The following is a 12,726-nucleotide window of genomic DNA, read 5'->3' as shown; positions in this document are numbered from 1 at the left end:
GAAAAGTGTACGACGATTGCAAGTTGGCAATTTTCGACATCGATGGCACCCTTACAGACACTGTAGCGGTTCACCAGGCGTCGTTGCTGGAGACATTATCAGCGTACAATTTCAGCGAATTGAATACCGATTGGGGATCTTACCGTCATCATACCGACAGTGCCATTTTCTATGATGCTTGGAGGGACGGTACGGCCTCGCCTCCCTCCGCTGAAGACAGCAGCGTCTTCTTCGATACTCACGTGGCCTGCTTTAGACGGTTGGCTGAAGCAGGTATCGAAGAGATAGCCGGAGCCAGCGCATTCGTGGACGCTCTCGCTCGCAACGGGTGGGCGGTAGTGTTCGCCACGGGCAGCATACGTCCGTTGGCGATTGACAAGCTCTCCAAAGCAAACATTCCGTTTGACTCCGACGCGCTGGTGACAGCGTCGGAGTTCTATTCCAGGACTGATCTGGTCAGGGAGGCAATCAAGACCGCGGATAGGCTGTTCGGAAAACGCGAATGGCGCGCGGTGTCGATTGGCGACGGTGCGTGGGACCTGAAAACGGCCCGACTTCTCGACATCCCGTTCGTGGGGATCGGCTCGGGCCTGGGCTGCCAAGGGGGCGATTTCCCGGTCCTCGATGATTTTACCAGCATTGACGCCGCGGTACGCGCGGTGGAGGGCGCCGTCAGCAGGAATTCACTCTTGATTTGACAACTCGAACCACAACTCGAAATCGGCATATGACCTGAAAGTGAGGGGCATACTGTGAGACACTCCAATTTCGCCTTCATCAAAGCGGCCTGGCATTCCGAAGTCGTCGATCGTGCGCTGGATGGTTTTCTCGAGGTGGTGAGCGAGAGGCAGGTGGAAGTGTTCACCGTTCCCGGTGCATTGGAACTTCCGCTTCTCGCGCGCGACCTTGCTGCAACGAAGCGCTTCGACGCAGTGGTCGCAACTGCGTTCGTTGTCGATGGAGGAATATATCGTCACGACTTCGTCGCGCAGGCGGTGATCGATGGGCTCGTGCGTGCCGGCCTTGAGACGGGCGTACCGGTGCTGTCGGTATCGCTCACCCCTCACAACTACCAAGAGACGGAGTTTCACACGGCGATCTATAGAGAGCATTTCGTCACTAAGGGGCGAGAGGCCGCCGAGGCGGCGCTGAAAATAACAAGGCTTCGAGCCGAATGCGGGCTTCCGCCCGCTTCGACGGGCAAAAAAGACGAGGTCCGATATGCATGACCACTCTCAGGATAACCTTTCCGGCGCATTTGCCGCGCGAGCTGCAGCCGATCTCGTGAACACCTATGCCAATTGGTCCAGCACCTACGATGACGAGGCGATGAGGCTCGGCTACTGTCTGCCGTTTGTCATAACGGCATGGGTTGCCCGATATGCTGAAAGCCTCGAAAGCAAGATTCTCGATGCTGGCTGCGGTACCGGACTGACTGGCCCATATCTTGCGGCGCTGGGCTACGGCGACTTGCATGGTCTGGATTTTTCTCCTGAGATGCTTGAGCGCGCGGGTCGCCGGGGAGTGTATCGATCACTCACAAGAGGGGAGCTTGGAAAGGCGCTCGACTGGCAAGATGCCACGTTCGATCTGATCCTTTCTGCTGGCGTTTTCACACAGGGGCATGCGCCGGCAAGCAGCTTCGACGAACTTCTTCGGATTTTGAAACCGGGCGGCTATCTTACGTTCACAATCCGAGACATCACACTGGAAACTCACGAGTTCGATGGTGCTTTAAAAGCGATGCTCCACCAACGGCGGGCGAGTCTTGTCGAGAAAAGCCCGCCGTTCAGATCGTTCACGACATCGAACCCAGACATTGCCGTGAATGTCATGGTCCTCCAAAAGTTATAGTGCGCGTGCGTTGATCTTTGTTCCTCGCGAGCGGTGGAAAACATGACCCCGCCATTGTCCCCAGCGAAGTTGACCTCTGCGATCGGCGTCTGCGGCCTCTGACATCTGCAGGGCCTACCCGATACTGGACGAGGTTCTGTTGCGCCGGCCAAGGATGTGTAAAATATTGATCTGCATATCCGGCCTGAAATCTCCAAAAGCGGGAACTCAGGGAAACGGTTCGGCGTTCCCCCCGCAACTGTAATTGACAAGATTTCATTAGTCGTTTGAAGGAATTGCACCGAAATGAGGAAAACCTATATTAAAGCTTGAACGTAACCGCGATACGTCAATCAAGCGTTGACACTTGTGGTGGTAGTTTCTAGGAGTTGGTCAATGAAGCGGAAGGAGTCGACCATGACATTCGTTCACAACATGCGTATCGTGGCGTCCGCCGCTCTCCTCGGCGCTGTTTTGGTCGGGGCGGTTTTGAGCGGTGCCGACGATGGACACTTTCAGGATATGTTGAAGTATGGCGGCGCGTTTATAGGTGCCGCCCTCGCATTGATCGTTCGGTTTAGTCGCTGAGTTTGCATCGGGGACGGGTCGCGGTCGGATATGCCTTTACTTGACGCCGTCAACCGTTTTGCGGACGGAAGCTGGTTCGAAATAGTGTCACTTGTCGTGGCGATCGTGTACGCCGTTCTTCGTTGGACGAAATGTAGCGGGGCTTACAACCTGGTCTCGAGGACAACAGGCTTCGACGTCCTCAATGGCGTCAGTATATTTCCTTTGTTCATGCTTGCTTTGTCGGTCGTTTCTTCAAGCGTTCTTGCATCGATCCTCACATCGAATAAGCTCATACTTTCCACCGCGGGCTTAGTCGCGCTCTTCGCCGTTCTGGAAGATGTCAATCCCAGCAAGAGCGAACGTTAGGCCAGCCTATCGTCGTCGGTGTGAGCATCGGCGAAGAAGCTCCGCCTTTAAAGCGGAGCTTCTTGTAGTCCTACTACTTCAGGAATGCGTCGATGAGTTCAGCGGCACGCTTGGGCTCTTCCCAAAACATGTTGTGGCCGTTTGACTTGAACGTCTCGAATTTAGCTTCTGGGAAAGCGGCCTTGAGCCTCTCTTGGTGAGGTCCGTCGAACATGGGATCCTGGTCGCCCCAAAATATCATCAAGGGCGCTTTAAGTAGAGAGGCGGTGCTCCGCATGTTGCCCACGGAGACATCCCAGAGAGTTTCCTTCCACACTCTGAGTGGAACCGCAGTGCTCTCAGCGCGCATGTGCTTCAGAAATTCCTCATCGACCGGATGCGGGCTCCAGTACCAGTCGAGCATGAATTTACTGTCAGGATCGAATGGCTCTTTCACAGGCATCACGTTGTCCCACAGCCAGGTTCCAGGGCCGCCCGCGATGTCAAACGTCGAGGAAACAAGCACGGCTTTGTTGACCTTTTCCGGATAGCGCTCAGCGAGGGCCTGCGTGGTGAACGAGCCGAGCGAATGGCCCACAACGTCTGCTTTGTCTATGTGGACGGCATCCAGAAATAATTTCGCGTCCGTCGCGAAATCGATAAAGGAATAGCAGCATTCAGGTGCACTGGTCTTTCCATGGCCTCGAAGATCGATCGCGTAGATGTGATAGTCGCCTTTCAGATAAGGAATCATAAGCGACCAGGTGCGCGCGTTGTCAGTAAATCCGTGGATCAACAAGAGCGGTTTCCCAGTCGTATCCCCGATCTCGTTGTAGGCCATCATAACACCGTTTGGCAGTGCGATGGTCTTTTTTGCTCCAGCCCATTCGCTCTGGGTTGGGATGGGAAGTTGTTGAGCGGAAGACATTGTCGGTGCGAGTGCCAGACCGATAAGAACAGACAATAGTTTAACTATTTTCATTGAGTTCCCCTTCGTTGCTAGGTTGACGATTCAGCGGTCGATTTTGCGGGGGAGGCGCGTACAGAGTCTGGTGGGGTTGATTTGCGGCCCCACCAAGGCGATGGCGAAAAATCTTTCAGCTTTTCCGGCGGTCTGGGCGGCCGCGCCAATTGAAATCGCGAAACTCCAGTCGACGGCGCCATCGTGAATATCGCGAAGCGTGCTCGGCCGATATCGGGCGTCTCAGCGATGTGTATGATCGGGTCCGGCGCTGCGCTTGCGGCTCTGCTCGAAAGAAGTTGATTATGGATAACGACGACAAGCTCGATCTTAAGAGGATTCTGTTCGACGTTTTCGTCGGCACGTGGTCGGTCAGGCGCGTCATTCTGGACAGGCTTGGCATGGGGCGTGTCATGTTCACTGGGTTGGCGACGATCGCAACCGATGACTTCGAGGAGCGCGGCGAGACGTTGCTCGGTGGCGGTTATCGCTCACAAAGCAGTCGGCATTACCGTCTACTGCTCTCTGGAGCCAAGCTCGTTGTCTCGTTTCCCGATGGACGCGAGTTTGTTGAAATCGGTGGCCAGCCGGCGCAGTATGTTCGGCACGAGTGCGGCGAAGATACCTATCTCGGCAGGTTCTTTTTCCCTGCGCCAACGGCCTGGGTCGAGGCCTGGTCCGTCAGCGGGCCACGCAAAAATTATCGTAGCTTGGCAAAATATACGCGGCTCGACGATTCATCAACGGCGATGGAAAATACTTAAAGCCTCGAGAGTGCTCAGCGTGGTTGCAGCTTCTTTCGCGGCGTCCGCCGGATCTGCTGCTTTGCCGACCCGTTAAAGTGCTGTCGGTGTTTTAGATTCGTACTGCCACGTCGGCTGTTGGTTGGCCTTTTAGCGGGCGCCCATCAACGCCGCGACGTCCAGCATCCTCGTCGAAAATCCGAATTCGTTGTCATACCATCCGAAGACACGTAACAGACCACCGGGTGCCACCGAAATCTCGGGCCCACAGATAACCAAAGATTCCGGGCGGGCCCGCAAATCTACCGATACTAGCGGGCGGTCGGTCCAGCCCAACACCGAAGAAGCTTCCGCTGCCTGACACAACTCCATCCGAACCTGATCGAGGCTCGGCCCAATTCGAGTTGATACGGTTAGATCGATTGCAGATACGCTCGCCGTTGGCACTCTGATCGCTCGTGCCTCGATCTTGCCCGCCAACCGGGGCAAAACTTTTCCCAAGAGCTTGTGAGCACTCGTGCTTGTCGGCACCATCGACAGCGCTGCGGCGCGACTTCTCGCAAAATCATCGCGTGGCTGGTCAACTGTCGGCTGACTGCCGGTGTAGCAGTGAACGGTCGTCATCTGTCCTCCTGCAATTCCGTAGGCGTCGTCGATGATCTTTAACAGTGGCGCAAGTGCGTTAGTCGTGCATGAAGCATTCGAGACGATCTTGTGGTCACCGATAGCTTCCTCGTTGGCTCCCAGGACAACCGTAACGTCTGCGGCTTCGGCGGGCCCGGCAATGAGAACCCTGGATGCACCCGCCTGAAGCGCACGAGATACAAAATCCCGGCTAGAAGGTTGCCCCGTACATTCAAGGAAAATGTCGACGTCGGTTAGGTCCAAGCCCCGGACGTCGAGTTCTCGGTGGAAGGGTATGAGGCGGGACCCGATCGTCAATGCGCCTTCGAAGCTGCCAACCGGTTGCGGCCACGGTCCGAAGACGCTGTCGTACTGAAACAGGTAGGCGCAACTCTCCAGCGGCGCGACGTCGTTTATCATCACAAGCTGAAACTCGGTTCTTGAATTCAGCAGTATGCGAAGAATGGTGCGGCCTATTCGGCCGAAACCGTTGATCGCAATCCTAATAGGCTTTGTCATTCCACTCGCTCCCCTTTGGCAATCCCCGTTGTGTCGGCTCCTGCCATCTTTTTCAATTCACGCCCGCGCCAGCCCGTTACTCCAACACGCCTGTGCCGCTCCTGATGTCGAGTCCCCGACGAAAATTGATCCAGGCTGGTGGCGCGCGAGCCGCGTCGACCCAGTCTGATGGCTTCGCTAGAACATTCGAGCGCCCCCAGTCCCTAGTTCAAAGGAGCTTGTCGCGCCAAGGGAATAGCTGTGCCGCAGGCATCAACGCCAACCGATTTGGAGGAGCCGCAAACGAGTTATCCAACTGCAGGGAACCTTGCGGTGGTCAGGGAATGGACCGCTCAAATCCGTATGCACGCCGTAGCTCTTAATTTCGGTGTGTGGCCGGCTTGCATCCTCGACAGAAGGGTCGGCAGCATTTATCTATGAATAATGACCGCTGCCACCGAAGACACGCTCGCCAACCGCATCAGCCGCGTTCTCGCGGAGCGTATCGTCACCGGCGCGCTCGAGGCGGGCAGCAAGCTGAGGCAGGACCACATCGCCGACGAGTTCGACACCAGCCACGTACCGGTGCGGGAAGCATTCCGTCGCCTGGAGGCTCAGGGTCTGGCGATCAGCGAAAGTCGAAGGGGGGTTCGTGTTTCCAGCTTTTCGAGGGCCTCTGTCGAAGAGGTCGCGCTCATGCGCTCGGTTCTCGAAGGGCTGGCATTGCGGCAAGCCGCGCCGCATCTGACGGCGTCCATGCTCGACGAGGCAATGTCGGCGGTGGTCGCCGGCGACACGGCGCCGGACGCGCGAGCATGGGATGAGGCGAACCGTCGCTTTCATCAACTGTTGCTCGCACCATGCAAAATGCCGCGACTGCTCACGACGATCGATGATCTGCAGATGGTCGGCTCGCGTTACGTGTTCGCAGCCTATGGTGCTGACTGGACCCCGCGGATAGACTTTGACCATCACTCTATTCTTGATCATCTGCGGCGAGGTGAGGTCAACCACGCCGTGGTGGCTCTTGAACGACATGTGCAGCGGATCGGTCCGATCCAGCGCTGATCGGCGTTTCCGTAAGCGCAAGCTGCGGTCGCGCTGACTCCCGCCGCACTTGCACAAATCTTATCCCTTGTTTCGCCTCATGATTGATTTCCTGCCTCGGTAATTCCCCGGCAGGTTTGTTGCACAACTGCCCCGTTGTCAATTTTATAGATAATTATAGATTCTATCTATCATAAATGACTGGAGGCAAGACATGATGCAGGCGCCTGAGGTGATGGAAGCCCGGATGAGCGATAGTGATGCGACAATTATCTATAATCTTCCGTTCAATGATCTTCTGTATCGGGCCCAGCAGGTCCACCGCGAGACTTTCGATCCGAACGTTGTTCAGATGAGCCGCCTCTTGTCGATCAAGACTGGCGGCTGCGCAGAGGATTGTGGCTATTGCAGCCAGTCCGCTCACTATCCGACCGGTCTCAAAGCTTCGAAGTTGACAGAGATCGAACGAGTCGTCGCCGAGGCTCGCCACGCGCGCGACGGTGGCGCGACGCGCTACTGCATGGGTGCTGCATGGCGTAGCCCCAAGGACCGCGACATGGATACGCTTGTCGCAATGGTTGAGGGCGTCAAGGCGCTTGGCATGGAAACCTGCATGACGCTGGGAATGCTGACACCAAAGCACTCCGAGCGTCTCGCCGATGCGGGTTTGGACTACTACAATCACAACATCGATACCTCTGAACGCTATTATCCAGAGATAATCACTACCCGCACTTTTGGGGAGCGTCTGGAAACCCTCGCCAACGTCCGCAGCGCCGGAATCAAGGTCTGTGCGGGCGGCATTCTTGGAATGGGGGAGACCGTCGGCGACAGGATATCCATGCTGGTGACATTGGCCAACCTGCCAGAGCCGCCAGAGAGCGTACCAATTAACATGCTGATCCCGATCCCCGGATCGAAGCTCGCCGATGCCGAGCCGATCGATCCGATCGAGTTCGTCCGAACCGTGGCGCTGGCCCGCATCCTGATGCCAAAGTCGCATGTCCGCTTGTCAGCCGGGCGCACCGACATGAGCGACGAGATGCAGGCGCTCTGTTTCTTTGCTGGCGCCAATTCTATCTTCGTGGGCGACACACTACTCACGGCTGACAATCCCGGCGAGGACAAAGATGCTATGCTGTTTCGACGCCTTGGCCTTGAGCCTATGGCGTTGGAGCGCCAGCTTTGAGCGTGGTCGCGCTTGCCCGTGTAGAGAAGACGCTCGCCGGCCTTGAGCGAAAGTCTCGTTTCCGTTCCGTGGCCTTGGGATCGGGCATCGATTTCGCCTCCAATGATTATCTTGGCCTCGCTAGCTCGCCGCGTCTCAAGACAGCGATCAACACCGCGATCAAACGAGGCGTGCCCGTCGGGGCGGGCGGCTCGCGGCTCCTGCGCGGTCACCATATCGAGCATGAAATGCTCGAAAACGAGGCAGCGCAATTCTTCGGGGCGGAGAGGGTGCTCTACTTCGCAAACGGATATGCCGCGAACTCTGCGCTCTTCTCGACCCTACCACAGCGCGAGGACCTGATCGTCTACGATGCGCTGATCCATGCGAGCGCATTGGAGGGGATCCTGGCCAGCAAGGCAACGGCGACAGCCGTGCCACACAACGATGTCGACGCCTGCGAGCTCGCGGTCCGGAAATGGCGCCGCCAGGGAGGAAAGGGCGTGCCATGGATCGGGGTCGAAAGCCTCTATTCGATGGACGGCGATAAGGCGCCTCTCGTCGGACTGGCCGAAATCGCCGAACGACATGACGGCTTCCTTGTCATTGATGAAGCGCATGCGACCGGTGTCTTTGGCAAAGATGGTCGCGGGCTCGCCGCCGACCTCCCGACGAGAAATAACATCCTTACACTGCATACCTGCGGCAAGGCGCTCGGGGCCAGCGGTGCGTTGCTGGGCGGCCCAGCCATCATCATCAATTACCTCGTCAACCGCGCCCGCAACTTCATTTACTCAACGGCACCGTCGCCATTGATGGCCGCTGCGGTGCGCGAGGCGCTCCACATTCTGGCCGACGAGCCGGAGAGGCGGGACCATCTGGAGAGGCTGATGGCTCATGCAGGCGACCGACTACAATTGCAGTTGGCCAAGACGCCGAGCGGGTCACAAATTCTTCCCGTGTTGATCGGCGACAACGGTCGCGCGGTTTCAATCGCCCGCCGGATGCAGGCCGAAGGATTCGACGTCCGTGCAATCCGCCCTCCGACCGTTCCCGAGGGAACTGCGCGGTTGCGGGTCTCCGTTACGCTGAACGTCGATGAGGAAAAGATTTCAGCGATGTTCGAACGGCTTTCATTAGCACTTATGGAATCTACACCATGATGGCTCGCTTTGTTGTCAGCGGTACCGACACTGGAATTGGCAAGACAGTCTTCTCGGCGGCCCTCGCCAACGCTCTGTGCGGCTACTATTGGAAACCTGTGCAATCCGGCCTTGATGAGGAAACGGACACGCAAACAGTGCGACGGTTGGGCGATGTGCCAGAGGAGCGCATTGTGTCTGAGGCCTACAGGCTCGCTACCCCTGTTTCGCCGCATCTCTCGGCCCGAATTGACGGCACCTCGATTGACGCGCAAAGGCTGGTCCCGCCGCAAGTCGATGGGCCGCTCGTCATCGAAGGCGCAGGGGGGCTGATGGTTCCGCTGGCAGAGAACCTTGTATTTGCCGATGTGTTTGCTCAATGGCAGATCCCTGTCATCCTTTGCGCAAGAACTACCCTCGGCACGATCAATCACACTCTGCTTTCTATTGAGGCCATGCATCATCGCGCGATCCCGATTTTTGGCATCGCATTCATCGGGGAGGCGAATCCAGAAACCGAGACCGTCATCGCCCGCTTGAGCGGCGTACGGCCGCTCGGTCGACTGCCAATCCTTGCAAGCCTGAAGGCGTCGACCGTGAGCAAGGCTTTTCATGAGAATTTCGATCTCAATAGTTTCGCGGACGCCCGCCCATGACAAATTCGATCATTTGGCATCCATTCACCCAACATGCGTTGGAACCACCAATGAAGCGGATCGCCTCTACGGACGGCGCCTACCTCGTCGATGAGGAAGGAAATCGAATTCTCGACGCAATATCGTCATGGTGGGTCATCACCCACGGCCATCGCCATCCAGTCATCATGGAGGCCATACGCTCGGCGACGGAATCCTACGACCAGATCATCTTTGCAGAGTATTCGCACGAACCGGCAGAACGTCTGGCAGAAGGACTGCTTCATGTCGCTCCAGCAGGGTTGAGGCATGTCTTCTTCTCGGACAGCGGCTCGACCTGCGTCGAAGTCGGCTTGAAGATGGCACTCGGCTATTTCCACAACGTTGGCGAAATGCGTGATCGCATCGTCGTGATGGAGCACGGCTACCATGGAGACACCATCGGCACCATGTCCGCCGGTGAACGTGGCGTGTTCAATGCCGCATACGCTCCAATGCTCTTCGGTGTCGACCGTATTCCCTTTCCCGAACAAGGTCGCGAGCAGCAGACGCTGGACGCCTTCGAAGTCTACTGCCGGACAGGTCGGGTCGCGGCCATCTTGGTGGAGCCGCTTGTTCTGGGTGCAGGTGGTATGAAGATTTACTCCGCTGACGTCCTCAGGTCAGTTCGGACAATCGCGGACCGTTACGGGTGCCTTGTCATAGCCGACGAGGTGATGACCGGATGGGGCCGGACAGGAACCATGTTCGCGTGCGAGCAGGCGGGGGTCTCGCCAGATATCCTATGCACATCGAAGGGCCTTACGGGGGGCGCACTCCCCCTAGCGGCAACACTTTGCACGTCCGACATATTCGACGCGCACCTGTCGAGAGAACGGAGCAAGACGTTCTTCCATTCCAGCTCATACACAGCGAACCCCATTGCGTGCGCCGCGGGCGTTGCGAACCTGGCGGTGTGGAAGCATGAAGACGTAAACGCACGGATCAGGAGCTTGGGCACGCTCCATTGCGAGCACTTGCGAGAATTTGAGGATGACGACCGGTTTTCCAATGTCAGGCAGATGGGAACCATCGCAGCGCTCGATCTGAACGTGACCGCAAGCGGTTATCTGGCCGATGTCGGTCCGCGTATGCGCAAGCTATTTCGTGAACGTGGCTTGCTCATCCGCCCGCTCGGCAATGTGATTTACCTCATGCCGCCTTATTGCGTCAGCGCCTCCGAGCTCGCTCATGCCTATGATGCCATCGACGAGGTTTCCTCCATTGTTCTCGGGAGATCGCGATGAAACAAGCCGCTTCCTCGCGCATGGTCGGGTTCGGGCATGCCGTGCCCGGTCGCCGTGTGTACAATGGTGAGATCGAGAGCTCGTTAGGTCTCGAATCTGGGTGGATAGAACGCAGGACAGGTATTCTAAGCCGCTATTGGGCAGGCGACGGCGATACTCTCAGCGCGCTTGCGGCAGAAGCGGGCCGGATGGCAATCGACAATTCGGGTGTAGCGCCTGACGACGTAGCGTTGACCTTGCTCGCTACGTCGACTCCAGATCATCTGCTTCCGCCGTCGGCGCCGCTGCTCGCCCATCACCTGGGCCTTGTCCGATCAGGCGCGATCGATCTCGCAGGCGCATGCTCGGGCTTTCTCTATGCACTCGCTTTGGCGGACGCCTTCGTCCGCCTGCACGGACGCCCGGTACTGGTGGTGGCGGCGAATATCTTATCACGTCGTATCAACCCCAATGAACGCGCCACCGCCGTGCTGTTTGCCGACGCAGCGGGCGCCGTGCTGCTCGCTCCATCCGACGAGTCAAACGTCGGCTTGATGGCGGTCGAACTCGCCTCCGATGGCAGTGGATACGACTTCATCACCATTCCGGCTGGCGGTAGCAATAGGCCCTTTACCGCCGAGTTGGCCGGCGAAGAATTTCTGATGTCCATGAAGGACGGGCGAGAGGTGTTTTCACGTGCCGTCGAAATGATGTCTAACTGTTCGCGGCGGGCGCTTGTGAGCTCTGGAATTTTGGCATCTCAACTAGATCGGTTTATTCCGCACCAGGCTAACACGCGGATTTTCGATGCCGTCTGTGGAGAACTCGGCATCGAGCCCTCCAGGACAGCGCGAACGATCGAGGCGTTTGGGAATTCGTCTGCTGCGACGATCCCGCTCTCTCTTTCCGTCGCCAATGCGACCGCCCCATTTGTACTCGGTGAACGATTGCTGCTTGCTTCAGCCGGTGCAGGAATGATTGGCGGAGCTTGTGTATGGGTTACATAGTCTACGACGGCTGGTCCGCGCCGTTCACTGGTTGAGTTCCTATGGCCACTGTTGACGCCGAAGCGCATTTTATGGCCGCATATCGAAATGGACAGTGATGATGGGCGGGCGCAACCCATGATGCGTCGGGAGATTTTACACTCCGACGTGAGCGTTTCGCAATTGTTCAGGACGACGGCCGACCGCTTTCGATGCCGAACACCACCGTCATGGCGTTTCGCTGAATATCTTCAGAGTAGTCTCCTTCATAGACTGTCCACTCATGCCAAGATAGTCTCCTACGGCCTCCCAGGTCTCGTCATCGTTGTCGAGTGGCGATCGGAGTTTTTTGCCTATGACAAGATATGTGCGAAGCTCGAACAAGGTTTCCATATGCTCTTTTTCGAAGGGGAGACGGGAGCAACTTGCGGCGAAATGGAATCCTTTACGTATATCGAACAGAACGTCGACGACAGCGCTTCGTAGGTCACCGAATGACTCGAGCATCACGTCTCGTGCCTTGATGACCTCAAGTTGCCAGGCCGATCGGAACTCTTCCACCGGGATGCTAGAGACTATCGTCGCCAGTCCGCTGTCGCCCTCCGCTTCGAGCCATTTCTCGGTTGTACGAGTGAAATAGAAGATCTTAATGGCGTCGCTGCCGTGAATCCTGCTGGCCCTCATTCCGATGCCTGTCACAACAATGTCCTCTTCAGAAATCAACTTTAGTGTCAGTGATCTCTATAGGCCGTGATTGTGAATTCGAACTTGTGAAGATCAACGGCTTTTGACAGATCGTGAGATTGTGTCACGTGAAGGTCGGTTTCGGAGGCGTTTGGCGAGATAGGGCCGTGACGTGATCGAAGATTGAAACTTCTTGCAGGACGGGCCGCTTTTGAGCGTTGCGGC

At 57.1% G+C, this 12,726-nt stretch carries 14 protein-coding genes; 11 read left to right on the top strand and 3 right to left on the bottom strand.

What is annotated here, in order from left to right; all coding sequences use genetic code 11:
• The first annotated feature begins 5 nt into the window (after nucleotides 1-5).
• The 4 genes from ACIQJ2_RS30550 (at nucleotide 6) to ACIQJ2_RS30535 (ending at nucleotide 2,421) form a co-directional block, all read left to right on the top strand.
• Nucleotides 6-698 (top strand): HAD family hydrolase, encoded by a 693-nt coding sequence (locus ACIQJ2_RS30550; protein WP_052227451.1) that lies wholly within the window; start codon nucleotides 6-8, stop codon nucleotides 696-698.
• A 54-nt stretch (nucleotides 699-752) separates the two neighbouring features.
• Nucleotides 753-1,229, top strand: a complete 477-nt coding sequence (locus ACIQJ2_RS30545) for a 6,7-dimethyl-8-ribityllumazine synthase (protein WP_052227450.1) — start codon at nucleotides 753-755, stop codon at nucleotides 1,227-1,229.
• The gene (locus ACIQJ2_RS30540; RefSeq protein ID WP_047627402.1) at nucleotides 1,222-1,854 is read left to right on the top strand and encodes a class I SAM-dependent methyltransferase; all 633 of its coding nucleotides are present in this window, start codon (nucleotides 1,222-1,224) and stop codon (nucleotides 1,852-1,854) included. The genes ACIQJ2_RS30545 and ACIQJ2_RS30540 overlap by 8 nt, the downstream gene beginning before the upstream one ends.
• A gap of 396 nt (nucleotides 1,855-2,250) precedes the next feature.
• On the top strand, nucleotides 2,251-2,421 hold the full coding sequence (locus ACIQJ2_RS30535) for a hypothetical protein (protein ID WP_156151427.1): 171 nt from the start codon (nucleotides 2,251-2,253) through the stop codon (nucleotides 2,419-2,421).
• 421 nt (nucleotides 2,422-2,842) lie between these two features.
• Here the strand turns inward: ACIQJ2_RS30535 and ACIQJ2_RS30530 are convergent, their stop codons facing one another.
• Nucleotides 2,843-3,730 carry an alpha/beta fold hydrolase gene (locus ACIQJ2_RS30530; protein ID WP_047627399.1) on the bottom strand — a complete coding sequence of 296 codons (888 nt, stop codon included), beginning with the start codon at nucleotides 3,728-3,730 and terminating at the stop codon, nucleotides 2,843-2,845.
• Between the two features lie 284 nt (nucleotides 3,731-4,014).
• Between ACIQJ2_RS30530 and ACIQJ2_RS30525 the strand changes: the two genes are divergently transcribed.
• The gene (locus ACIQJ2_RS30525; RefSeq protein WP_047627397.1) at nucleotides 4,015-4,473 is read left to right on the top strand and encodes a DUF6314 family protein; all 459 of its coding nucleotides are present in this window, start codon (nucleotides 4,015-4,017) and stop codon (nucleotides 4,471-4,473) included.
• Nucleotides 4,474-4,602: 129 nt separating this feature from the next.
• Here the strand turns inward: ACIQJ2_RS30525 and ACIQJ2_RS30520 are convergent, their stop codons facing one another.
• Nucleotides 4,603-5,595, bottom strand: a complete 993-nt coding sequence (locus tag ACIQJ2_RS30520) for a type I glyceraldehyde-3-phosphate dehydrogenase (RefSeq protein WP_047627395.1) — start codon at nucleotides 5,593-5,595, stop codon at nucleotides 4,603-4,605.
• 423 nt (nucleotides 5,596-6,018) lie between these two features.
• On the opposite strand from ACIQJ2_RS30520, the gene ACIQJ2_RS30515 reads away from it, so the two are divergent.
• The 6 genes from ACIQJ2_RS30515 to ACIQJ2_RS30490 all read left to right on the top strand — a co-directional run bounded on the left by ACIQJ2_RS30515 (nucleotide 6,019) and on the right by ACIQJ2_RS30490 (nucleotide 11,838).
• The gene (locus ACIQJ2_RS30515) at nucleotides 6,019-6,642 is read left to right on the top strand and encodes a GntR family transcriptional regulator (protein ID WP_047627394.1); all 624 of its coding nucleotides are present in this window, start codon (nucleotides 6,019-6,021) and stop codon (nucleotides 6,640-6,642) included.
• Between the two features lie 193 nt (nucleotides 6,643-6,835).
• Nucleotides 6,836-7,810, top strand: coding sequence for a biotin synthase BioB (gene bioB / locus ACIQJ2_RS30510; RefSeq protein WP_047627393.1), 975 nt, complete (start codon nucleotides 6,836-6,838; stop codon nucleotides 7,808-7,810).
• The gene (locus tag ACIQJ2_RS30505; protein WP_047627391.1) at nucleotides 7,807-8,952 is read left to right on the top strand and encodes an 8-amino-7-oxononanoate synthase; all 1,146 of its coding nucleotides are present in this window, start codon (nucleotides 7,807-7,809) and stop codon (nucleotides 8,950-8,952) included. Before bioB ends, ACIQJ2_RS30505 begins: the two co-directional genes overlap by 4 nt.
• The gene (gene bioD / locus ACIQJ2_RS30500) at nucleotides 8,949-9,587 is read left to right on the top strand and encodes a dethiobiotin synthase (RefSeq protein ID WP_047627389.1); all 639 of its coding nucleotides are present in this window, start codon (nucleotides 8,949-8,951) and stop codon (nucleotides 9,585-9,587) included. The genes ACIQJ2_RS30505 and bioD overlap by 4 nt, the downstream gene beginning before the upstream one ends.
• Nucleotides 9,584-10,852 (top strand): adenosylmethionine--8-amino-7-oxononanoate transaminase, encoded by a 1,269-nt coding sequence (locus ACIQJ2_RS30495; RefSeq protein ID WP_047627387.1) that lies wholly within the window; start codon nucleotides 9,584-9,586, stop codon nucleotides 10,850-10,852. The genes bioD and ACIQJ2_RS30495 overlap by 4 nt, the downstream gene beginning before the upstream one ends.
• Nucleotides 10,849-11,838 carry a beta-ketoacyl-ACP synthase III gene (locus ACIQJ2_RS30490; protein ID WP_047627385.1) on the top strand — a complete coding sequence of 330 codons (990 nt, stop codon included), beginning with the start codon at nucleotides 10,849-10,851 and terminating at the stop codon, nucleotides 11,836-11,838. The genes ACIQJ2_RS30495 and ACIQJ2_RS30490 overlap by 4 nt, the downstream gene beginning before the upstream one ends.
• Nucleotides 11,839-12,045: 207 nt before the next feature.
• Here the strand turns inward: ACIQJ2_RS30490 and ACIQJ2_RS30485 are convergent, their stop codons facing one another.
• Nucleotides 12,046-12,516, bottom strand: a complete 471-nt coding sequence (locus ACIQJ2_RS30485; RefSeq protein ID WP_147413883.1) for a hypothetical protein — start codon at nucleotides 12,514-12,516, stop codon at nucleotides 12,046-12,048.
• Between the last annotated feature and the right edge of the window lie 210 nt (nucleotides 12,517-12,726).

The sequence above is a fragment of the Rhizobium sp. NPDC092011 genome, assembly GCF_044756305.1.
Classification (GTDB): domain Bacteria; phylum Pseudomonadota; class Alphaproteobacteria; order Rhizobiales; family Rhizobiaceae; genus Rhizobium.
The sequence above is the reverse complement of the archived record's forward strand: the minus strand, read 5'-3'. Positions and strand labels throughout refer to the sequence as shown.